The organism is Nitratireductor sp. OM-1 (assembly GCF_003296175.1).
GTDB classification, from domain to species: Bacteria; Pseudomonadota; Alphaproteobacteria; order Rhizobiales; family Rhizobiaceae; genus Nitratireductor; species Nitratireductor aquimarinus.
In genome coordinates, this window is sequence record NZ_CP029209.1 from 12,402 (window position 1) to 35,034 (window position 22,633).

The following is a 22,633-nucleotide window of genomic DNA, read 5'->3' on the forward strand; positions in this document are numbered from 1 at the left end:
GCAATTCCAGGAAAAGTGGAAACCGGTTTCGTTCGGAATTGCGAAAAAACAATGGGTTGGAGCGTTTTCGCATTTCAGCGAAAACGCTCATGTGGCTGGCTCAGAGCGGAAGGCGCTTTTCGACGATGCGGGCCATGATGCTCGCACCCACGGGCAGAATCCCGTCATCGAGAATGAAGCCCGGATTGTGAACGGGGACCGAGCCCTTGTGGCCAAGCGTGCAATAGGCCCCGGGAACCGCTTTCAGCATGTCGGCGAAATCCTCGCTGCCCGTGACCAGCTCCCTGGTGATGGTCGCATTGTCCTGGCCGACAATCTCGGCCGCCGCTTCGCGATAGGCTTCGGAAAGATCGGCGTCGTTCATCAGAACATCGAAGACGGGGCGCAGGTCCGGAACGATTTCCACGTCGTAACTCGTGGCAAACCCGGCGCAGAGCTTTTCCACCCGCTCATGGATCAGGTCGCGCACCTCGTCGGAGAAATAGCGGATGGTGCCCGAGATCACCGCCTTGTCCGGCACCACATTATAGGCCGATCCGGAATGGATCTGCGTGACCGAGAGAACGGCGGGCTGCGTCGGCTGCACATTGCGGCTGACGATGGATTGCAGGCTCTGCACCAGCGCCGTGGCAATGACGATGGGATCGCGCGCATGGTGGGGCATCGCGCCATGGCTGCCGACGCCGTTGATGGTGATGTCGAAAAAGGTCGCGCCCGCCATCGCCGGTCCCGGCTTGACGCCGAATTTGTTCGGCTCCGCGAGCGGATTGTTGTGCATGCCATAGACTTCGTCGCAGGGGAACTTGTCGAACAGCCCGTCGGCCAACATGGCGCGCGCACCGCCAAGCCCCTCCTCCGCCGGCTGGAAAATCATGATCGCACGGCCGGCAAAGTCGCGCGTTTCGGCCAGATAGCGCGCCGCACCCAAAAGCATGGTGGTGTGGCTGTCATGCCCGCAGCCATGAAACGCGCCGGGGTTTTTCGAGGCGTAGGGAAGATTGGTCAGCTCATCCATGGGAAGCGCATCCATGTCGGCGCGCAGGCCAATGGTGCGGTCGCCTTCCTTCTTGCCCTTGATGACGCCGATAACCCCGGTCTTGCCGAGCCCGGTGTGAACTTCGTCCACACCCCACTTCTTCAGAAGCTCCGCCACGATGCCCGATGTGCGGACTTCCTCGAAGCCAATTTCGGGGTGCTGGTGGAAGTCACGGCGGATCTCCGTCAGCTCATCTGAGTAATCAGCGATTTTCGGCAAAACGGGCATTTTTTCTCCAAACTGACGCTTTTCACGTCAAACGGTCTGCAATTCTCTGAAATTGGCGAAATCCCACTGACGCCCGGGTGCTGCCTCGATCAGCGCGCGGGTGTAGGCGTGTCTGGGGGCGGAAAGCACATTGGCGGCGCTGTCATGTTCGACCACGCGCCCATGTTGCATCACCACCACTTCGTCGCAGATCTGGGCGGCAACGCGCAGATCGTGGGTGATGAAAAGAATGGCGATGCCGAGTTTCTGCTGAAGCTCGTCCAGAAGATCGAGCACCTGCGCCTGAACGGAGACGTCGAGCGCCGAAACCGCCTCATCGGCCACCAGCACATCCGGCTCCATGGCAATGGCGCGCGCGATGGCGACACGCTGGCGCTGGCCGCCGGAAAACTGGTGCGGATAGCGGTCGATGGCGTCATCGGGCAGACCAACGAGCTTCAGGAGTTCACGCGCCCGCGAAAGCGCCGCCTTGCGCTCCGTTCCCATGTTGAGCGGTCCCTCAACGAGGCTGCGCCCGATGGTCCATCGCGGGTTCAGCGAGCGGAAGGGATCCTGAAAGACGATCTGGATGTGACGGCGCAGCGGCTGAAGCGCGCGGCGTGAAAGCGTGGCGATCTCATGGTCGGCAACGCGGATCTCGCCCTCCGTCGGATCGATCAGCCGCATGATGCAGCGCGCGACGGTGGATTTGCCCGAGCCGCTTTCGCCGACAATGCCGAGCGTGCGCCCGCGCGGAATGGCGAAGTTCACATCGGTGGCCGCCTTTGTGGGTTCGCTGCGTTTGAACACGCCATGCGCGCCATAAACCTTCTGCAGCCCGCTTACCGACAGAACCGCCTCCCCGCCGGGCGCATCGCGCGCGGCGCGCGGGGTGAGGCTCGGCACGGCCTGAAGAAGCTCGCGCGTGTATTCCTCCTGCGGGTGGCGCAGCAATTGCTCGACCGGGGCCTGTTCGACGATCTTGCCAAGCTTCATCACGTGAACAGTGTCGGCAATCTCGGCCACCACGCCCATATCATGCGTGATGAAGAGAACGGCGGTGCCGTGCTTTTCCTGAAGCTCGGCGATGAGGGTCAGGATCTGCTGCTGCGTCGTCACGTCGAGCGCGGTGGTCGGCTCGTCGGCGATCAGAAGCTGCGGCTCGAGGATCAGCGCCATGGCGATCATGATGCGCTGGCGCTGGCCGCCGGAAAGCTGGTGCGGATAGGACCGGTAGATGCGTTCGACATCGGGCAGATGCACCTGGTTCATGATGTCGAGCACACGCGCCTTCTTCTCCTTCGCGGAGAGCCTGGTGTGCGTGTTGAGCACTTCCTCGATCTGGTCGCCAACCCGGATAACCGGGTTAAGCGCAGTCATGGGCTCCTGAAAGATCATCGAGATCTTCTGCGCGCGCATGTCGCGCATCGCCTGCGGGCCAAGATCGAGCAGGTTCCTGCCTTCAAGCCCGATCCGCCCGCCGGTGGCGGCAAGCGCGCCCTTCGGCAAAAGTCCCATGACGGAGAGCGATGTGACCGATTTTCCCGAACCGGACTCCCCGACAAGACAGACCGTCTCGCCCTGCCGGATTTTGAGCGACACATGGTCGAGAACCGGGGCCGCCGTTTCGTTTCCGGCAAGGCGGACCGTCAGTTCCTCGATCTCCAGAACATTCGGCGCGTCATCGAAATTGCGGGTCTTGAATTTCATGGTCACCCCTCCCGCTTCTTGAGACGCGGATCCAGCATGTCGCGTGCGGTGTCGCCCAGAAGGTTGATCGACAGGATGCACAGCGAGAGCATCAGGCCCGGCCAGAAGATGAGCGACGGCTTGAGCTGGAAGTAGACACGGCCCTCGGCCATGATGTTGCCCCAGGTGGGGATTTCGGTCGAAACACCGGCGCCGAGGAACGACAGGATCGCTTCGGTGAGGATCGCCGATGCGCAGATATAGGTGCCCTGCACGATGAGCGGCGCGAGCGTGTTGGGCATGAGATGCTGCCAGAGGATTTTCGGCATGGAGGAGCCGAGTGCGATGGCGGCTTCCACATAGGGTTCTTCGCGCGCCGACAGAACCACCGAACGCACCAGCCGCACGACACGCGGTATCTCGGGAATGGTGATGGCTCCCATGACCGACCAGATGCTCGGCCCGTTGAGCGCGACCAGCGCAATGGCGAGCAGAATGGAGGGAATGGCCATCAGGCTGTCCATGATGCGCATGATGATGGCGTCCGCCGTGCGGAAGAAGCCGGAGACAAGGCCGATCAGAAGGCCGATGAGCACACTGACAACCGCAGCCGATATGCCGATGAAGAGCGACACGCGACCACCGGTGATGACGCGCGAAAGCACGTCGCGCCCATAGGCATCAGTGCCAAGCGGATAGGTTTCGCTCGGCCCTTTGAGCCGCTGGAGCGCATCGATGGCCATGGGATCGTGCGGCACGATGAGCGGGGCCAGAAGCGCCAGCATGACGATGATGAAGAGCACGATGGCGGCGATGACCGGCCCGGCGCCAAGACGCCAGCCGCGCGGCAGCGCCATCGCGCCGAACAGCCATTGCATGCGGGATGCGGGTTGCGGGGAAGCGACCATCAGTAGCGGATCCTCGGATCGAAGAAGGTGTAGGAGAGATCGATGAGCAGGTTGATCAGAACGTAGAGACCGCTCGTCAGTAGGATCATGCCCTGAATGACCGGATAGTCGCGCGCCAGAATGGCGTCGACCGTGAGGCGTCCGATGCCGGGAATGTTGAACACGCTTTCGGTGACCACCACGCCGCCAATAAGAAGTGCAAAGCCGGTGCCGATGATCGTCATGATCGGCACGGCCGCATTGGAAAGCGCGTGGCGGAACAGGACCACGGTTTCCTTCACGCCCTTGGCGCGCGCGGTGCGGATATAGTCTTCGCCCAGAACCTCAAGCATGGAGGCGCGGGTCATGCGCGCAATAAGCGCCACATAGATGGTGGCGAGCGTGAGACAGGGCAGAATGGCGCGGGACAGGAACTTTCCGAAATCCTCCGATGGCGCGACATAGCCTTGAACGGGGAACCAGCGCAGCTCGATCGAGAAAATCTTGATGAAGATGTAGCCGATGACGAAGACCGGGATCGAAAAGCCCAGAACCGAAAAGGTCATGACCGCGTAGTCGACCCAGGTGCGATGACGCCAGGCGGCGAGCACGCCCATGGGAACGGCGATCAGAACGGAAAGCAGAATGGTCAGGACGGCGATGTTCACCGTTGGCCAGATGCGCTGGCCGATCATCTGGGTGACCGGTGTGCTGGAAATCAGCGATGTGCCGAGCTCGCCCTGCATGAGAAGGCCGACCCAGGTGATGAACTGTTCGTGCAGCGGATCGGACAGGCCAAGCGAGGTGCGGATGCGCTCAAGCTGTTCGGGCGTCGCCATGTCGCCGGCGATGATGGCGGCCGGATCGCCCGGCGTCAGCCGGAGCAGCAGGAAAACAAATATGGCGACGATGACCATGACCGGAATGACGGCCAGAACGCGCCGGAGAATATAGCCTAGCATCGGAACGTGACGTCCTTTGACCTGTGACGTGCGAAAGGCTGCCGCCTTGCAAAAAAGCGGGGCGCGCGATCCCGATCAGGGAGCGAAAGGGAATCGCGCCGGGCGCATGGCCCGAATGCCCCGTGAATGACCCCGCCAGACAACCGGCGGGGCAGGAGTTCACGCGGTCAGTCCGCTTTCTCGATGTTCCAGAACACCGGAACGGGAGACGGGATCATGCCGGTCAGCTTGTTGGTGCGCGCCTGCGGCATGACATATTGGCCAAGCGGGACATACAGAACGCTGTCCAGCGTGTGCTTCTGGATGTCGACGGCGACTTCCTTCTGCTTTTCAGGCGTATCGGCGGCGATGAAGGCTGCGCGCAGCTCCTCGATCTTTTCATCCTCGGGCCAGCCGAACCAGGCGGCGTCTCCGCGGCCGTTCAGCATGGGGCTGATGAGCGGCGAGTTGATCTCCGGCACCATCCAGTTGGTGAAGAAGATGTTCCAGCCGCCTTCGGCGGGCTTGGCCTGGCTGGCGCGGCGGGTGACGAGCGTCTGCCAGTCCATCGCCTGCATGTCGACATTGAAGCCGGCCTCGCGCATGGCCTGTGCGGCCACCACCGGCTGGGCGGTGAGGCTGACCACGTCGGTCGGCTGCATCAGCACGATGGGCGTGCCGTCATAGCCGGCCTCTTCGAGGAGTTTCTTCGCGCCTTCGATGTCGCCGCCGGAGGTGAGCGTGTCGGAGCCGGATTCATCGCCCAGCGGCGTGCCGCAGCCAAAGATCGCGCCGCAGACCTTGTAATACTCCGGATTGCCGATCAGCGTTGCGAGAACCGCTTCCTGACTGAGCGCCATCTGCGCAGCCTGGCGGATCTTCACATTGTCGAAGGGCGGATGCTTGAAGTTCATGCGGCCGATGGTCTGGTAACCCAGATCATCGCGGGTCTCGACCGTGATATCCTCGCTCCCCTCAAGCAGCGGCAGAAGGTCGATCTGCACCTGCTCGATATAGTCGATTTCACCCGACATGAGCGCATTGATGGCGGTCTGGGCATCGGGCATGGTGACCCACTTCACCTCATCGACCTTCACGTTCTTGCCGCCGGCCATCCAGCTCGCTGCGCCATCGCGCGGGACATAATCCTCGAACTTGCGATAGGTGACCGAAACGCCGGGCTGATACGCGTCGGCAACGAAGACAAACGGCCCGGAGCCGGTGTAGTCGGTGATGGCCTCGTCGGCGGAGCCGCTGGCCACACGCGCCGGCATGATGAAGGGCGGCACGGCGGACTGTTTGCCGACCGTGTCAAGCAGCGCCGGGAATGCGCTCTTCAGCTTCCAGACGATGGTTTTGTCGTCTGTCGCCTCAAGGCTTTCGGTCACATCGAAGATGAGCTGACCGCCGGAATCGCGCTTGCCCCAGCGCTGAAGCGAGGCAACGGCATCGGCCGCGGTGACCGGCGCGCCGTCATGGAACTTCAGACCGTCGCGCAGCGTGAACGTGTAGGTGAGATTGTCGTCGGAGATCGTCCAGTCGGCCATCTGCGGCTGCGGGGCGAAGTTCTCGTCAACGGCCACCAGCACGTCATAGACCATGTAGCCATGGTTTCGCGTGATGTGGGCGGTGGTGATGATCGGGTCGAGCACGCGCAGGCCCGAATGCATGACGGCCGTGATCGTGTTGTCCTGCGCAAGGGCCGGCGTGGCCGCCCCGATGCCGGCGAACAGCGCTGCGCCAGCGGCAAGGCCGAGCGACGCACCGCGCACATGGCTCTTTAAGTGGTGAATTCTATCCTGAAGACGCGACATGAGTTCCCTCTTTTTCTTTGGAAAGTGAAATTGTGTTCGTCGTGACGTCTCAAACGCGGTTCTCCTGCCGCGCTATTCTCCTGTCAGCCCTCCATCATGAGCGGTTCGCTCTGTGAGCGGCGGAAAACCGGCCCCCGGGGCGACAGGCGCATTCCATCCGCCAGTTTCGTCCACGGCAGGTCCGCCGGGTCGAGCGGCATGGGCCCAGGCGCCGTGCAGACCAGAACGGTCTCGGCGACGGGATCGAAATCGGCGCGGAAATGCACCGAACTCTTGTTGACCAGAATGGCCATCTCCGTCGGCTCGATGCCGACAAAACGATACATGGCGAGATCGGCCATCTGCGCCTTGTGCGTGGCGACGACGATCTTCACGCCGTCGATCGACAGGCAGGCGGACGGGCCGACATTCATATGCGTGCCGCCGTAATAGGGGCCGGTCGCATGAAGATCGCCATTGGAGAGCTTTTCCACGCGGAACGTACCGGTGAAGGGCGCGTCACCCGGAATGCCGGACTGGCCGCCCAGCGGAATGGTGATCTCGGCCCCCTCCCCTGCCGCGTGAGCGGCAAGGGCCGCAAGCGGATCGATGATCATGCCGATGGCGGCGCGGCGCGCGCCGTTTCTCAAAAGCGCGCGCAGCATGCCGGTCGTGTTGGAATCGCCGCCGGCGCCGGGATTGTCCTGCGTGTCGGCAATGACCACCGGGCGGCTCGCCCCTTCGGCAATGCGCATGGCTTCTCGCACGCCTTCATCAGGGCCCCAGGCGCGGCCGGCGAAAGCCTCCTCCGCTTCCATGATGCGCGCATAGAGTTGGTCCGCCGCGCGGTCGGCCGCGTCCTGGGTTTCCGCATAGGCGAGAACGGTCTGGCCGCACGCCTCGATATCGGCTGCGGGAAAGCCCATCCAGTAGGACACGCTTGCAACCGGCCCCGTCTCCAGCGCGGCGACCTCTTCATAGAGGCTTTTCGCCGGTTCGATGAAGGTGCACTGCCAGGGAATGGAAGTGAGATAGGGAAGCCGCCGGAAGGCATGGGCGAAGGAGCGGCCCCGCGCCATCAGCCTGTCGAGGCCCTCGGCGGCGCGCCGGCCGGTCTCGGCCATGTCCACATGCGGATAGGTGCGGAAAGCGACGAGCAGATCGGCTTCATCGACCATGAGCTGCGTCGTGTTGCCATGCAGATCAAGGCTCACGGCAATCGGCACGTCGGGACCGACGACCGCGCGCACACGGGCGATCAGTTCGCCTTCCCCGTCATCGAGATGTTCGGCGACCATCGCGCCATGCAGGTCGAGGCAGACGCCGTCCAACGGACCGGCCGCAGCGATCCCGTCCACGATTTCACCGGCGATGCGCTCATAGGCGTCCCGCGTGACATGAGCCGACGGGATGGCGCCGGTCCACAGAACCGGAACGATTTCCCATCCCGCTTTCTGCGCATGCGCAACCGCGCCGGATATGCCCAGATTGACGCCCGGCGAGCGCTCGATGATCTCGTTTCCGCGCGACAGGGGCAGATAGCCGCCACCCTGCTCGAAATGCGCATAGGTCGCGGGAGATGGTGCGAAAGTGTTTGTTTCGTGAAGGAAACCGGCGAGTGCAACGCGCCTTTTCATAAGACGCCTCCCCGCAAGAGACTGCCGATCAATATGCAACGCCGCATTCACAAGCCCCGCTTTTGCAAGACCGCATTTTCGGGTCGACGCCCGTGAAATGCGTGATAGGGTGAAGGACCAAGTATCGCTGTACGATACTTTCGTATCGATATAACGATAGATGTACAGCGGATTGGGTGTCAAACGAATTCTGGCGGGATTGGAAGTCTGCGTGCGTTACATTCAGAAGGGCGAATACGGTGTCCCGCCGAGCACAAGCATCGATGAGAACGATCCCCTTTTCGTGCAGGCGATTGCGCGCGCCATGCAGGTGCTTTCGACCTTTCACGATGCGAGCAAACCGCTGACGCTGAACGAGATTGCAGCTGCCGGCGGCATGGGCAAGAGCGCCGCGCAGCGCGTGGTGCACACGCTGCGCCAGCTTGGCTATGTGCAGCGCGACGCAGACGACCGCGGCTATGTGCCGGGCATTCGCATTCTCGATCATACACGCGACTATCTGCGGCTGAACCCTCTGGTGGCGCGCGCCTCCCCGGTACTGATGGAGCTGCGGCGCAGTGTGCGCGAGCGCGTGGATCTCAGCCTGCGCGACGGATTGCGGCTCATCTATGCTGCGCGCCTTCAAAGCAAGCGCGAAACGTTCTTCGCCACGCTGGTCGGGCAGAGCGTGCCGATCTACTGCACCTCCGGCGGGCGCGCCATGATGGCGCATATGAGCGACGACGAAGTGGACGAAATCATCGAGCGCTCCGAGCGCCGCGAGATCACGCCAAAGACGATCACCGACCCTCAGGCCATCCGGGCAAAGGTTCAGGAAGCGCGCGAGAACGGATATGCGCTGGCGCTTGAAGAAGTGCTCCAGGGCGAGATCGCGATCGCCACGGCGCTGCTCTCTCCAGAGGGACGACCGCTGGGGGCCATTCACATTGCCGGCTCGCTCAGCGAATGGGACGCGGAGAGCTTCTGTCGGCGTTTCGCACCGCTTGCCGGAGAGGCCGCAGGCGTCATTAACAGGTTTTGACGCCCTCCCCTCCCCTGCCAGATCTTTTAGCGGCGTGCGCAGCGCTCCGATTCTGTCGGCGCGCGAGCCGCGGTTAAGAAAATGTGTGCCTTTTCAGAGGCCCGGGCGGCGTTTTGGTCTACTTCCAGCCGGCCCTGTCGATTTGTTTTCGATGCGATCTGATCCGCCGAGTGACTTAAGTCACGGTAACGGCTGCATTATTCGGCTCACTTCCACCACAGAACATGTTCCGTTAACGTCTTGTTAACCAAAAACTTCTTGACGATGGCCGCCTGCCTCGTGGCATTAGTTACGGAACTGGCGGCGAATGTGAGAGATTGGCGTAACCGCGATGCGTACCTGTTAGTAGCGGTTACTTCCGATTTCAAACCTGCCTCAGCGCGTTTGCATTTTAAGCGTATCTATACCCTCAAGCGTAGGCCACTCGCCGAATGGCTCCGAATCGGGTTACGTTGCGCAATATTATTCCGTCATGCGCCCTTTTGAGGGTGGTGACGTTAAGGCAATTCGCGCTGCGCCCGCCTAGGGGATGCGTTGCGTTGACACCTGTCAACCAGCGCCGACTTGATTGGATGACGAGGAGCGGCACGGCATGGACATGGCCATTGACCATGAAGGAGAGCGGGAGTTGGACAAGGTTGCTGAAGTAGCGATGGAGGGCGCGGACGCGCCGCCGGTTCTGGCGGCTGACCAGGCCATCGCGGCGGACGCTGCGCGGCTTTCCGAACAGCTGCGCGTCATGCGCGACCGTCTTTACCCCCCGGCAGCCCAGAAGACGCTCCGCACATTCTCAAGCGGTGAAGCGGCGCGTCTGATCGGCGTCTCCGATGGATATCTGCGTCAGCTCTCCATTGCCGGCGAAGGTCCGCAGCCGGAGACCGGGTCCGGCGGACGCCGCTACTATTCCCTTTCAGACATCAACGCGCTCCGGCAGCATCTTGCGGCGCAGGCAAAGGCGAAGGGCAACCTCGCCAAGGCGCGTTCCTATGTGAAGTGGCGCGACCCAGAGCACGAGCATCTGCAGGTCATCTCGGTGACCAACTTCAAGGGTGGCTCCGGCAAGACGACGACCAGTGCGCACATGGCGCAGCATCTGGCTCTGTCGGGCTATCGTGTGCTGGCGGTGGATCTCGATCCGCAGGCGTCTCTATCCGCCCTCTTCGGCTATCAGCCCGAAATCGATCTTTCGGGCAATGACACGCTCTATGGCGCGATCCGATATGACGAAGAGCGCAGGCCGCTTTCGCAGATCATCCGCAAGACCTATTTCGACGGGCTCGATCTGGTGCCGGGCAATCTCGAGCTGCACGAGTTCGAGCACACGACACCGCGCATGCTGGCCGAGCGCCAGGCGGGTGACGGTGCGGACGAATTCTTCTTCGCGCGCATTCAGGCCGCACTTGCCACGGTTGCCGATGATTACGATGTGGTCATCATCGACTGTCCGCCGCAGCTCGGCTTCCTGACGCTCTCCGCACTGTGCGCGTCCACCTCGGTCATCGTGACCGTGCACCCGCAGATGCTGGACGTCGCCTCGATGAGCCAGTTCCTCTACATGACGGCCGATCTTCTGTCGGTTGTGCGCGAGGCGGGCGGTTCACTGAACTTCGATTTCCTGCGCTACCTCGTGACGCGCTACGAGCCGAATGATGGTCCCCAGACGCAGATTGTCGGCTTCCTGCGGTCGCAGTTTGGCGAACGCGTTCTGACGGCGCCCATGGTCAAGTCGACCGCGATTTCCGATGCGGGCCTGACCAAGCAGACACTCTATGAAGTGGGCCGGGACAACTTCACACGCTCGACCTACGACCGCGCGATGGAAGCGTTGACATCTGTCAACGCCGAGGTCGAAGCGCTGGTCGAGAACGCCTGGGGTCGTAACGCGACAGGAGACGGGGCATGAGCAAACGCAAGGACCATCTGAAGGCGCTGTTCGGTGGTGCAGGTGAGGGCGAAGCCCCCTCGCCTTCCCATAAGCCGCAGCCTGCTCAGGCAAAACCGGCCCAGTCGAATTCCGCCCAGTCGAATTCCGCGCAGTCAAATCCCACACAGTCCGCGCCAGAAGCCAGACTTGCAGCAAAGCTTGCTCCGTCTGGCACAGATACGCCTGCACGCAGTTCCTCCGGTGCGGTCAAGGCGATGGGGCTTTCGCTCTCATCCATGACTCGTGAAGTGGAAGATGCGCGGGCCATTCGCGAGAGCCTCGCCAAGGGCGAACGCGTGATCGAAGTGGAGCCGCACCTGATCGACCCATCGATCGTGCGCGACCGCCTGAGCCTCGAAGATGACGGCGACGAAGATTTCTCTGCGCTGGTGGACAGCGTACGCGAGAATGGCCAGCAGGTGCCTGTTCTTCTGCGACCCCATCCGACGGAGAATGGCCGCTTTCAGGTGGCCTATGGTCATCGCCGTGTGCGTGCCGCGAACCGCCTCAAGAGGCCGGTTCAGGCGATTGTCCGGACCCTGAGCGATGACGATCTTGTGCTTGCCCAGGGCAAGGAAAACACCGAGCGTCGCAATCTCTCCTTCATCGAGCGCGCCTTCTTTGCCGATGCGTTGATGCGCCATGGTTTCGACCGCAGTGTCGTTCAGCGCGCACTGTCGCTGCACAAGGCGGAGATGACGCGGCTTCTGCAGGTGGCTGAAGCCGTTCCGGCAGACATTGCAGCAGCGATTGGCCCTGCCCCGAAAGCCGGACGCCCGCGCTGGATGGCGCTGGCAGAGTATCTGAAGCGTGAAGCAGCTGTGGCCCTCGCACAGGACGAGATTCAGTCCGTCGCGTTCCGTGCCGCCGATTCAGACGAGCGGTTCCGCAGGCTCTACGAACGCCTCGCCAAGAGGGCGTCGGCAAAAGCCAAGAAGGCTGAGAAAACGCGCTCTGTGGAAGACAGGAAAGGCCGTCTGCTTGCAAAGGTGACGCCGGGAAGCAAACCCAGGCTCGATTTCGACGAGAAGACGCGGCCGGGCTTTGCAGACTATGTGGCCGGGCTTCTGCCCGAACTGTCCGAACGTTTTGAAAAAGAGCGGGCGGACGGCAACTAGGTTCATCAGCCGCGAGATGCGGTGAAACAAATCCGGCGGAAACGCCGGTCAGACGAAGAGTGAAGAGGTAGAGCGAGAGGAAAATCGCGCAAGAAAAAGGCCCCCAGAACGTTTAAATTCCGGAAGCCCCTTTCGATGTAGCAATCTGAAAGAATCACTTCCAGCGTTCAAAGTCAAGCACCGGGTCACTCGGTGAGCGTCTTTTTCTTGCCTAATGCAAGGTGAGACAATGACGGATAGATTTGCAATCTCGCCATTCGGCGGGAAAGGGATGGCGCGTGCCCAAATCATAGTCAGTGAGCAGGTTCGGCGTGCCCGCAAGGCCCTGAACACGCGCTCGGGCGATGCACGTGCCTGTTCTGAAAATACCGTGGATAAATGGCATTTGCTGCGGGCCGTAACCGAAGCAAGACCGGCGCTTGGCCTCTCCGACAGGACTATTGTGGTTCTGGAGGCGCTTGTGAGCTTCAACAGTGAACGCATGCTGGATCCCGTAGGGGAGCTTGTCGTGTTCCCGTCCAATGCCGAACTCTCCATTCGCGCCCGTGGCATGGCGCCCGCAACACTGCGTCGGCATCTGGCCGCGCTGGTGAAGGCCGGGCTCATTCTGCGCCGCGACAGCGCCAATGGAAAACGTTTTGCGCGCCGTGGTGAAGAAGGCCAGATCGAGGAAGCTTTCGGCTTTGATCTAGCGCCTCTGGTCATGCGTGCGGGCGAAATCGAGGCTTACGCAGCAGAAGCACGGCGGCTTGCTAAGGCCCTGAGAGCCCTCAGGAGCGAAGTAACGATCCATCTGAGGGATATTGCGGCCATTGTTCACGCAACTGCCCAGGAGGGCAGGGGAGAGCGTTTTGCAGCCTTTGCAGAGCGTCTCGAGGCGCTTTCTGGAAGATTGGGCCGCAACACCGATTGGAAAACGCTCAAAGCACGCAGAGACGCGCTCGTGGAACTGCGCGACGCAATCGAAAACGCATATCTCGATAACCTTCGCGACGAAGAGCTGGAGGCTCAAAATCCAGAGCGCATGGTTAATGAAATCACAAAAGTGAGCGCCAATGAGTCCCAAAATGAGCGCCATATTCATAATTCAGACTCAGACTCTAATTTTGAAATAGACGTAGACGACATCAAAGCGGAAACGCCGCGAAAGGCTCATGAAAGCGTAGCCCTTGCCAAAGCACACCGGAAAAGCCCTTCCGGAAGGCTGGAAAGAGCCCCACGACCGACAAAACAGGCTTCTGCAAGCGAAAATACTGGCAGAACCGCAACGATACGGCTGGAAATTGTGACCTCAGCCTGTCCGCAAATGCGCGATTATGCGCCCGGTGGCCTCACAAACTGGCGAGATCTCATGAAAGCCGCCGAAACGGTGCGTTCCATGCTGGGAATTCCACCGGACGCCTGGGCGAAAGCGCGGACAGAGATGGGCGAAATCAACGCGGCAATCACCATTGCAGCCATGCTGGAGCGGGCCGAGGCCATCCGGTCGCCCGGCGCCTATCTCCGGCGGTTGACCGAAAGGGCCCATGGCGGCTCGTTCTCCGTCAAGCCGATGCTCAATGCGCTCGTTTCGGCCCGCCAGAGAGCCCTTATAGGCGCAAGGAGAGCGTAAGCTTGAAATGAACATATTCTGGGCATAGATTAATCGGGTAGTGATCATTATGTGCTCATTTCGCGTTGATTCAGGAGGTCAAAGAGCATGACTGCGGCAGAACTCGATTTCGCAGCGGCCCATTTCGCTGACGAACGCGCACCGTTTCTATCCGCCCGGCGGGTTTCTGAACTTCTGGGCGTGACAATGGTGGAGCTCGCACGGCTGATTGGCGTTGCCCGCAACACGCTGACGGCCAAATCCGGCCAGAGAAAGGTTGATCAGGCGCTGAGCCCGGTTGTGCGCATTCTGGCAATGGCGACGGAAATGGCCGGAGATGAGCACCGGGCCGTGATCTGGTTCAAGCATCAGCCCATTCCCGGCTGGGCGGGAAAAACCGCCTATGATCTGGTAGGGGAGGGGAAGGCCGACAAGGTTTTGACCTATCTCGAAGCGGTGCGTGCCGGCGTCTATGCCTGAAGAATTGCGCAATGAGACCCTTTGGCGGGCCTATGTGCCACGTTGGGCGCATGCGCCGCTTTCAGGGGAGGGGGCCGCACGCTTTGGCGGTCGCTGGAACCCGGTTGGAGCAGCCACGATCTACGCGGCGCGGGAGCTTTCCACGGCCTGGGCTGAATATAATCAGGGATTTGTGCAGCACCCCGCACTGATCGCCCAGCTGACGCTTTCAAAAGCGCGCCTTGCGGATCTGACGAGCGAAGAGGGGCTTGAGGCAGTCGGGCAATCGCCAGCTTTGCATCAGTGCGAGTGGCGGGCGGATGTGGATGCCGGAAAGCTGCCCGAAACCCATCTCCTGCGCGAAAAACTGCTTCTGCAAGGCTATCACGGCGTGATCTATCCATCCTTCATGTCGCCCGGCGGAAGCTGCGTCGCGCTGTGGAGCTGGAATGGAGAGAAAGGACCCGGTCTTTCCGTGACGGATCCCGAGCACAGACTGCCAAATGACGCGGCTTCCTGGCTTTAGATCGTCTTTCGGTTTTCTCGGTATTTTCACCTGAAAATGGCTCGTTTCAGCTCATTTCGGGATGATATCCGCGCTTTTCCTTGATTTTGCGCAGGCGCTGGAGGGCTGTCTCCGCAGCCCCCGTCGTGTCGAAGAGATTGATCTTGAACTGCCCGCGCGTGCCGATCCGGCCCCACTGGCGCACAAGAGCAGCGTCGCCAAACAGGGTGGGCTCAACGGAAAGCGTGTAATAGCGCGCCATGTTGCGTGCGGGATCGATGCGTTTTAGACAGCAGAGATGTGGGTTGGTAGACATGCCTATAGCAGGCCCGGAAAAGCCGGCTGCGTCCAACGCATTTGCTGAATCGATCAGCGGTGACCGATTCACATCGCTTATCGTTCCGTCACTGAAGATCGAGGGTGGATGCGCGGTATCGAGTGCGCTCTATCCCTTTGTTTCTATGGAGTTCTGGGCGCAAACGCGGTTCTGGAACTGCCCTAGAGACCACTCGCCTTGGTGAGATTGACCCGGAAACGATCGCGGCGACGCTGATATTGACGGGTCATTTCAGCGCTTGTGTGGCCCAACTGCTTTTGCACAAAGCGCTCGTCCACCTCCGCCGAAGAGGCAAGCCCGGCACGGAGGGAATGGCCCGAAAACAGCTTTTCGCGCTCCTTTTCAGACAATTCCGGGCGCAAACCGGCGTCGAGCGCGGTTTTTTTGACCAGTCTGGCGACATGTTTGTCGCTGAGACGGCTTTCCTGAACCGATTTCTCACCGCGAATTCTGCGAAACAGCGGACCATGCGCCACGCGCCCGAGCCGCATCCAGATTTTCAGCGCTTCAACGGGGCAGGAACGGTCTGCCGAGCCGCGCCCGATCTCCACTTCACGCCATCCGGTTTTGCCGCGCAGCGTGAGAAGCGCGCCGTTTTCGAACATCTCGACCCAACCACAGCCATCTTCCGTCTGGTCGACACCGGCATCGAGGCCAACGATCTCGGAGCGGCGCAATCCGCCGGCAAAGCCGACCAGAAGCACCGCCCTGTCGCGCAGTCCTCTCAGATCGTGGGGCAGGGTTTCGAGCATGGCCAGAATGTCGTCGGCCAAAAGCGCTTCCTTCTGAACCGGCGGGCGGCCGTGTTTGCGGCGAATGCCGGCAAAGACTTCTGCAATGTGCGGATCCTTGCGGTCGAGACGGTCCCCACGTTGTGAGAACGCCTGAGAGAGCCCGGAAAGCCGCCGCTCCAACGTCGAAACGGTCGGCCGCGGTGAGGATGAAGCGCAGGCGGACAGGTATAGCCCTACCGTCTCTGGATTGGCCGGTAAGGGCGAGAAGCCTGCGCGCCGGCACCAGGAGGCGAAGTGACGCCAATCGGCAGCGTAGGCGCGCTGTGTGGCTTCCGAGCGAGCTGCGCGCGCATAATTGCGCGCCGTTTCGACGAGTGGACCCGTTTCGGCGGGCAGGAGAGGGGAGGGGGCCTGCGGCTCATCCATGGCCAGCACGATGTCGACAATGTCCGGCAGGTCAGGATTTTCAGGCGCTGGTTGGTCGCATTTTAACGTTGTTATGGCATTCTGAGTGCGAGATTCTAAGTTTTGCGACGTGCTCTCTCGCGTCGCAGACGGGGCTAAGTGCCGGTTTTTGGTATTCTGCTCGATCTCAGAGGCCATTTCGCCATCTAGCACACGGGTGTCCGATAATGCAAGATTATCGGTCGTTAATAGTCAAAGACAGGCGCGGCGGTTTGATTGTTTATGGTGCATGAAAAGCGCCGGACTTCGATGCGCCCTTCCTGCCATTCCCAGCACGCAAGATCTTGTCAGCGCCAACCTGTGAGGCCAGTCGCCCTCGCCTGCCCGGCAGCCACTCATTCATAGGGGATGGCTGCGAATGCCGTGAGCGGGCCGTTGTGAGCGAGGGGGACGAAAAGGTTGCGGACGGCGGAGAAGATCGAGATGAAAAGCTGCAGGCTTCCAGGTGATCGAAAGCCCTGCATTGAACATTCTCGCTTTCTCAGCGGCACGTGCGAATTCTCCGCTCGGTTGTTCAATCCCTTATGCGACCAGTGCTCGACAGTCGGCATGACCTGTCGCCTGGCGGCTCCATAAGAGCGCAGCTTGTCAGTGATCATGCGTTTTGGTGCGATCCCCTGCTTTTTCAGAAGCCGGGTCAGCAATCGCCTGGCAGCCTTGGTGTTGCGCCGGGTCTCAACGATTTCATCCAGCACGTATACGTCCTCATCGACGGCGCGCCAAAGCCAGTGTTTCTTGCCGGCAATAACGATGCGCATCTCATCAAAAAGCCAGACATCACTGCGGGATGGCTGCTTGCGGCGCAGGTCACGCGCATAGGTGGAACCGAACTTCCCGCCCCAGCGCCGGATCGCTTCGTAAAAAACCGAAATGCCGCGTTCCATCGTAAGCGGTGCGCCGATCACATGGTTTTGGCGCAGTTCCAAGGCAGCAGCTCTTTGATGTCGATTGTTTATGGCCCTTTGCGATGGCGGTTAGGACACTGGACAAATGTCCGTGGGGTTCGACCCCGTTGAATTTGCAGGTCTCGATCAGGGACGCGATGACGGACCAGTTTTGTGCGCCAGTATCATGTCCCGCGAAGAGGGCTGTGTCGCATCCCTAGCTTAACTCGCGCCTCATGCACGCGAAAGCGGAACATGGAAAGGTGCCAGGCGAATATGGAGTGGGAGGCGAAAGGTGCGCGAAGCTCTCTATCGCAGCCCTCACGGTAACACGCCAGGTTCCTGCTCTCTTAGGCTCAGGACCCATTGATATAAAAAAATGGCTGTGATTCAGACGGGCGTATAGGAGCCTGACTGATGAGTAATTTGTTTTGGCTGACGGACGAGCAAATGGCTCGTCTTCAGCCTTATTTTCCCAAGAGCCATGGTCGCCAGCGCGTTGATGATCGCCGCGTTCTGAGCGGCATCATCTTCGTCAACCGTAACGGGCTCAGGTGGTGCGATGCACCGAAGGAATATGGCCCGGCTAAGACGCTTTATAACCGTTGGAAACGCTGGGGCGACAAGGGCATCTTTATCCAGATGATGGAAGGCTTGGCTGTGCCTGAAGCTGCAGAGCATAAGACCATCATGATCGATGCGACCTATCTCAAGGCCCACCGCACGGCTTCCAGCCTGCGGGTAAAAAAGGGGGCGTGGGCCGCCTGATCGGCCGCACGAAAGGCGGCATGAACACCAAGCTTCATGCCGTATCGGATGCGAATGGTCGCCCGATCAGTTTCTTCATAACGGCCGGTCAGGTCAGCGATTACACCGGTGCTGCTGCCTTGCTTGACGAGCTTCCCAGGGCCAAATGGCTTCTGGCCGACCGTGGCTATGATGCCGACTGGTACCGTGACGCGTTACAGGCGAAGGGGATCACCCCCTGCATTCCGGGTCGGAAATCCCGCAACAAGACCATCAAATACGACAAACGTCGCTACAAACGGCGCAACCGGATCGAGATCATGTTCGGGCGTGTCAAAGACTGGCGGCGTGTCGCGACGCGCTATGACAGGTGCCCAATGGTCTTCCTATCCGCCATCGCGCTCGCTGCAACCGTGATCTTCTGGCTCTAATCAACGAGTCCTGAACCTAGCCATAAAGTAGAGCTATGCTTCCGGCGCGATCCAACTCTGGCCGCAAGTATCAGGTTGTCGTAATCCGGTGATGGCCGTCTGCAATGGTTGCGATTTCTGTCTCCACCGCCTTGACGAGTGCGGTGGCCATTTGAGGCAGGGCGCGGCCGAGGCGTGTGACGACATGGACGCTGCGCCAGGCAACCGGCTCGGTTAGGCCGAGAAAAGCGATCCGGTTATCGGGAATGAACTCGGCCGCAAGTGCGGGCGCCGTTGTGATGCCCAGGCCGTTCTCAATCAGCGCCCATAGCGTGGGATAGGTGGAGACCTCGTATTTGGGGGCGCGGATGGATTCTGGCAGGTGATCCATCTGAGACAGGATAGGCCCTGTCGCCGTGTCCTGTGTCAGGCCAACAAAATTGTGATCCGACAGATCGCTCCATCGCAGCACTCCATTCCGGGCAGTATTGAAGAGCGGGTGGTCGTCGCGCAGGAACAGGCCGAGTTGATCGCTAAACAGGGGCTTGAAGGAGAGTTCTGCATCGTCGTCGAGCTTGCTGGCAAAGCCGACATCGACCTCGTTGCGCCGCACCAGCCGGCGCACGTCGTTGGAGTTTCCCTCGCGCAATTGCACCCGCAAGCCGGGTCGGGCCGCTAGAAATGTCTCCAGGATCCGCGGCATGATCTTTGTGGCTATTGAGCTGACCACGGCGACGCGCACACAGCTGTTGCGGCTGGAGGCAGTCAGCCGGATTTGCCGGATCGCCGTGTCGAAATCGTCGACCACTCGTTCAGCGACCGGGTAAAGGTCGTTGCCCTCCTGGGTCATGACGATGCTGCGCGTGGTGCGGTCGAACAAAGCGCCGCCCACGATGTCCTCCAGTCGCTGAATCGTCATAGTGAGGGACGGCTGAGAGAGATGCAGTTCAGTTGCGGCGCGGGTGAAGCTGCGATGTTTTGCAACGCTCAGGAAGGCTCTCAAATGGCGAATTGTCGCGCCGTAGGAGGGTGTCGGCGATGCTGCATTGTGGGTGTGGGCCATGAAATCTCCTGCTCCAGTAGTATAGGTTATACTGATTAATCTCGAAAATTTTTCAATTTGATTTATCGAATATGGACTCCTTTAATGAGGTTCACGGCTCGCAGCGATTAATCCTCGCTGCGGAAGAAGCCCAATCTCAAAAAGGGGAACAGGATGTTGAATATGATGATGAGACGCCGTTCGGCGATCGCATATGCATGCCTTCTTGCCACATCTGCTCTGATCGTTCCGGTCGCAGCGCTCGCTCGGGCCGTGGTCATCGGATCAGAAGGAGCCAATCCGCCACTTGATCCTCATCGCATGACTGGTACGCCGGGTCTGCGGGTCATTGGCGCGATCTACGATCCGCTGGTTCGCGAAGTTCTTTCGACCGCAACCGACATGGCCTGCAGACGGGGTTCCTGCTCAGCGGTGCGGTTCTGACGGAGACGATCTTTTCGTGGCGGGGCATCGGGCTTGCCATGTACCAGGCGATCTTCAACCGCGACATCCCGCTGATCCAGTGCGGCTTCCTGATGCTGGCTATGGCCTTCGTGCTTATCAACTTCGCCCTGGACGTTTTCTACACCTACTTCAACCCGAAGATTAAACTGTGAGCGGCGTGGCCCAACCTCCGCTACTCCACGAAAGGAATCGGTTTCCAGCATGCCAACTTCAAGCAACCAGGACATTTTCACCTCGTATGTCGGCGGCGCCTCGGTCGCGCCCGGCGGCCGGGAAATGCCGCTGCATGACCCCTCCACCGGCGCGGTCTGGGCCAGGGCCTGCGTTTCCGATGACGCGGTGGAGCAGGCGGTCGCGAGCGCCGACAAGGCATTTCGCAGCGAGCCATGGGCGTCCATGACCGGCTATGAGCGTGCGGTTCTGCTGCGCAGGCTCGGTGCGCTGATCGTCGCCAATGCCGACCGTCTGGGCGGGCTCGAAAGCCTCGCCAATGGCAAGAGCCATGCGGCAACGGCGGCCGAGATGAAGGCGACCTCGACCTGGTACGACTACTACGCCAGCGCGCTCGACACCCATGACGATATTTTCCGCACCGTGTCCCGCAGCGCCGAGGCCCGGATCGTGCGCGAGCCATTGGGTGTGGTCGTGGCGATCACACCGTTCAACGGCGCGTTGTCGCTCGGCTCATGGAAGCTCGCCCCGGCATTGGCCATGGGCAATGCCGTCATCCTTAAGCCGCCGGCGGAAGCACCGGGCTCCAGCATCGCGCTGGCAGAACTTGCCATCGAGGCTGGCTTCCCCGCCGGTATCGTCAATGTTGTGATTGGTGACGCCAAGGCCAGCGAAGCTCTGGCTACCCATCCAGATGTCGCGATGGTTTCCTTTACAGGCAGCACTGCAACAGCCAAGGTTCTGGGTGCCAAGGTGGCCGCCGGGATGAAGCGTTTCGTCTGCGAGGCGGGTGGGAAATCGGCCCATATCGTCTTTGCCGATGGGGATATCGACGGCGCCGTGATCGCTGCCACCCAAGGCGCTTTTTCCGGAAGCGGCCAGACCTGCGTCGCCGGCTCCCGCATCCTTGTGCAGGCCGAAATCTACGACACATTCGTCGAGCGCTACAAGGCCTCGGTCGCGCGCATCCGCCTCGGCCATCCCTCTTCTGCGAAGGCACATATCGGGCCTGTCGCAAACAAGCGGCAATATGACCGTATCAACGGGTTCGTCGCGGAAGCGGTCGAGGCCGGTGCCAAACTCATCTCCGGGGGACAGAAACCGGATCTGGGTGCTGAATTCGCCGGGGGATACTGGGTTGAGCCCACGGTTGTAACCGGCGTCTCCAGTGATATGCGGATCTGCCGCGAGGAGATCTTCGGGCCTGTCGTAACCATCCAGGCTTTCAAAACCGAGGAAGAAGCCATCACCATGGCAAATGGTGTCGAATACGGCCTTGCTGCCGGTTTCTGGAGCCGCGATGTCGGTCGCGTCCGGCGCGTCTCACGACAGCTCCAGGCGGGCACGGTGTGGGTCAACACCTATCGTGCAATCAACCTGCGTGTGCCATTCGGTGGCTACAAACAGTCGGGTATCGGCCGTGAGAACGGTGTCGAGGCCATGGATGAATTCTCCCAGATCAAGGCGATCGTCGTCGAGTACGGCCAAGCCGCCGACCCATTCGCAAATTGACAAATACTCAGAAAGGAAATCCGATGACCCTCTCGGCGAAAAGGCCGCTGTTGATCGATGCGCTGCAATACAACAAACCCGAAAGGGCCCGCTTCGAGGAATGGAAGCGTGGAGGTGTAGGGTGCGTGCATGTGACGCTGTCGATCTGGGAAAACGCGCGTGAAACGCTGACCGTCATCGGTGAGTGGAACCGCCTGCTGGAACAGAATTCCGACCTGATCGCGCTGGCAACTACGGGCGAGGATATCGAGCATATCGCAGCCTCAGGCCGTACCGCTGTCGTCTACGGCTTCCAGGACACGTCTCCGTTCGAAGACGATATCGAACTCGTCGAGATCTTCTACCAGCTCGGTGTGCGTGTCGCGCAGCTTACCTATAACGTCCAGAACCGCGTTGCATCGGGTTGCTGGGAGCCGGATGAGAACGGTGTCTCCAAGTTCTTCGGCCGTAATGTCATAGCCGACATGAACCGGGTCGGCATGATCGTCGACGTCTCCCACTGCACCGAACGTACCTGCTTCGACGCCATCGAATATTCCTCGCGACCGATTGCAGTCACGCACGCTAATCCGCAAGAATTCGTCGGTACCGATATCGAGTTGAACCGCCGCAATAAGTCGACCGCGCTGATCAAGCGGCTGGCCGAAACCGGCGGCGTCATCGGTCTCTCCAATTATCCCAAGATCATGAAAAACGGCTCGGACTGCACGCTCGACACGTTCCTCGACATGATTTCCTGGACCGTTGACCTGATCGGCTCCGACCATGTCGGTTTCGGTACCGACTATTATGACGGTTGGCCGGTCAGCGAGATCAAGTGGTGGCGCGCCGGCCGCTGGGCTCGCGAAAGCGCCGTCCCGATCAAGGGCTTTTCCGATTGGCCAACCTGGTTCAAGTCGCCAGTCGACTTCCCGAACATCCTCGAAGGTATGGAAAAGCGGGGCTTCTCGAGCGAGGAAATCGCCAAGATCGCCGGTGGCAACTGGCTGAAGCTCTTCCGTGAAGGCTTCGTTCCCGCCGCACAGCGGAAGACTGCCAACGCCGCATGAGTAAACCGG

Annotated in this window: 19 protein-coding genes and 2 pseudogenes; 10 read left to right on the plus strand and 11 right to left on the minus strand. The window is 60.6% G+C overall.

Going from position 1 to position 22,633, the window contains the following annotated elements; all coding sequences use genetic code 11:
* Positions 1–100 precede the first annotated feature (100 nt).
* The 6 genes from DEJ54_RS19225 to DEJ54_RS19250 all read right to left on the minus strand — a co-directional run bounded on the left by DEJ54_RS19225 (position 101) and on the right by DEJ54_RS19250 (position 8,190).
* The gene (locus tag DEJ54_RS19225) at positions 101–1,264 is read right to left on the minus strand and encodes a M20 aminoacylase family protein (protein WP_113156409.1); all 1,164 of its coding nucleotides are present in this window, start codon (positions 1,262–1,264) and stop codon (positions 101–103) included.
* Between the two features lie 27 nt (positions 1,265–1,291).
* On the minus strand, positions 1,292–2,953 hold the full coding sequence (locus tag DEJ54_RS19230; RefSeq protein ID WP_113156410.1) for an ABC transporter ATP-binding protein: 1,662 nt from the start codon (positions 2,951–2,953) through the stop codon (positions 1,292–1,294).
* 2 nt (positions 2,954–2,955) lie between these two features.
* The gene (locus DEJ54_RS19235) at positions 2,956–3,840 is read right to left on the minus strand and encodes an ABC transporter permease (RefSeq protein ID WP_113156411.1); all 885 of its coding nucleotides are present in this window, start codon (positions 3,838–3,840) and stop codon (positions 2,956–2,958) included.
* Positions 3,840–4,781 carry an ABC transporter permease gene (locus tag DEJ54_RS19240; protein WP_113156412.1) on the minus strand — a complete coding sequence of 314 codons (942 nt, stop codon included), beginning with the start codon at positions 4,779–4,781 and terminating at the stop codon, positions 3,840–3,842. Before DEJ54_RS19240 ends, DEJ54_RS19235 begins: the two co-directional genes overlap by 1 nt.
* A gap of 167 nt (positions 4,782–4,948) precedes the next feature.
* Positions 4,949–6,574 (minus strand): ABC transporter substrate-binding protein, encoded by a 1,626-nt coding sequence (locus tag DEJ54_RS19245; protein WP_113156413.1) that lies wholly within the window; start codon positions 6,572–6,574, stop codon positions 4,949–4,951.
* 83 nt (positions 6,575–6,657) lie between these two features.
* A complete protein-coding gene (locus DEJ54_RS19250; protein WP_113156414.1) occupies positions 6,658–8,190 on the minus strand; it encodes a M81 family metallopeptidase in 1,533 nt (510 codons plus the stop codon).
* 160 nt (positions 8,191–8,350) lie between these two features.
* Between DEJ54_RS19250 and DEJ54_RS19255 the strand changes: the two genes are divergently transcribed.
* The 6 genes from DEJ54_RS19255 to DEJ54_RS19280 all read left to right on the plus strand — a co-directional run bounded on the left by DEJ54_RS19255 (position 8,351) and on the right by DEJ54_RS19280 (position 14,829).
* Entirely contained in the window at positions 8,351–9,211 is an 861-nt protein-coding gene (locus DEJ54_RS19255) for an IclR family transcriptional regulator (protein WP_371685988.1), read from the plus strand.
* Positions 9,212–9,863: 652 nt separating this feature from the next.
* The gene (repA, locus tag DEJ54_RS19260; RefSeq protein ID WP_113157090.1) at positions 9,864–11,114 is read left to right on the plus strand and encodes a plasmid partitioning protein RepA; all 1,251 of its coding nucleotides are present in this window, start codon (positions 9,864–9,866) and stop codon (positions 11,112–11,114) included.
* Positions 11,111–12,253, plus strand: coding sequence for a plasmid partitioning protein RepB (gene repB / locus DEJ54_RS19265; RefSeq protein WP_113156415.1), 1,143 nt, complete (start codon positions 11,111–11,113; stop codon positions 12,251–12,253). Before repA ends, repB begins: the two co-directional genes overlap by 4 nt.
* Before the next feature lie 229 nt (positions 12,254–12,482).
* Entirely contained in the window at positions 12,483–13,865 is a 1,383-nt protein-coding gene (gene repC / locus DEJ54_RS19270) for a plasmid replication protein RepC (RefSeq protein ID WP_113156416.1), read from the plus strand.
* Positions 13,866–13,952: 87 nt separating this feature from the next.
* Positions 13,953–14,324: an antitoxin Xre/MbcA/ParS toxin-binding domain-containing protein gene (locus DEJ54_RS19275; protein ID WP_113156417.1), complete on the plus strand. Its 372-nt coding sequence runs from the start codon at positions 13,953–13,955 to the stop codon at positions 14,322–14,324.
* A complete protein-coding gene (locus DEJ54_RS19280; RefSeq protein ID WP_371685999.1) occupies positions 14,290–14,829 on the plus strand; it encodes an RES family NAD+ phosphorylase in 540 nt (179 codons plus the stop codon). Before DEJ54_RS19275 ends, DEJ54_RS19280 begins: the two co-directional genes overlap by 35 nt.
* Before the next feature lie 46 nt (positions 14,830–14,875).
* Here the strand turns inward: DEJ54_RS19280 and DEJ54_RS19285 are convergent, their stop codons facing one another.
* The 4 genes and pseudogenes from DEJ54_RS19285 to DEJ54_RS19300 all read right to left on the minus strand — a co-directional run.
* Entirely contained in the window at positions 14,876–15,124 is a 249-nt protein-coding gene (locus tag DEJ54_RS19285) for a WGR domain-containing protein (RefSeq protein WP_113156419.1), read from the minus strand.
* A gap of 182 nt (positions 15,125–15,306) precedes the next feature.
* Positions 15,307–16,482: a tyrosine-type recombinase/integrase gene (locus DEJ54_RS19290; RefSeq protein ID WP_113156420.1), complete on the minus strand. Its 1,176-nt coding sequence runs from the start codon at positions 16,480–16,482 to the stop codon at positions 15,307–15,309.
* A 197-nt stretch (positions 16,483–16,679) separates the two neighbouring features.
* A pseudogene (locus DEJ54_RS19295) lies at positions 16,680–17,234 on the minus strand (IS6 family transposase); the annotation flags it as partial.
* 11 nt (positions 17,235–17,245) lie between these two features.
* A pseudogene (locus tag DEJ54_RS19300) lies at positions 17,246–17,433 on the minus strand (transposase domain-containing protein); the annotation flags it as partial.
* Between the two features lie 212 nt (positions 17,434–17,645).
* Here DEJ54_RS19300 and DEJ54_RS19310 point away from each other — a divergent pair.
* Positions 17,646–18,406 (plus strand): IS5 family transposase gene (locus DEJ54_RS19310; RefSeq protein ID WP_113156421.1). Its coding sequence is split into 2 segments (ribosomal slippage): positions 17,646–17,970 and positions 17,970–18,406, totalling 762 coding nucleotides; the frame shifts between segments, so codons are not numbered across the junction.
* 70 nt (positions 18,407–18,476) lie between these two features.
* On the opposite strand, the gene DEJ54_RS19315 is transcribed toward DEJ54_RS19310, so the two are convergent.
* Positions 18,477–19,448, minus strand: coding sequence for a LysR family transcriptional regulator (locus DEJ54_RS19315; protein ID WP_113156422.1), 972 nt, complete (start codon positions 19,446–19,448; stop codon positions 18,477–18,479).
* A gap of 431 nt (positions 19,449–19,879) precedes the next feature.
* On the opposite strand from DEJ54_RS19315, the gene DEJ54_RS19325 reads away from it, so the two are divergent.
* From DEJ54_RS19325 to DEJ54_RS19335, 3 genes are read left to right on the plus strand one after another with little or no spacing between them, the layout of a single operon-like run.
* Complete coding sequence (locus DEJ54_RS19325; protein ID WP_245447861.1) at positions 19,880–20,044, plus strand: ABC transporter permease subunit; 165 nt, start codon at positions 19,880–19,882, stop codon at positions 20,042–20,044.
* Positions 20,045–20,093: 49 nt separating this feature from the next.
* Entirely contained in the window at positions 20,094–21,575 is a 1,482-nt protein-coding gene (locus DEJ54_RS19330; protein ID WP_113156425.1) for an aldehyde dehydrogenase family protein, read from the plus strand.
* 23 nt (positions 21,576–21,598) lie between these two features.
* On the plus strand, positions 21,599–22,624 hold the full coding sequence (locus tag DEJ54_RS19335; protein ID WP_204360920.1) for a dipeptidase: 1,026 nt from the start codon (positions 21,599–21,601) through the stop codon (positions 22,622–22,624).
* The last annotated feature ends 9 nt before the right edge of the window (positions 22,625–22,633 follow it).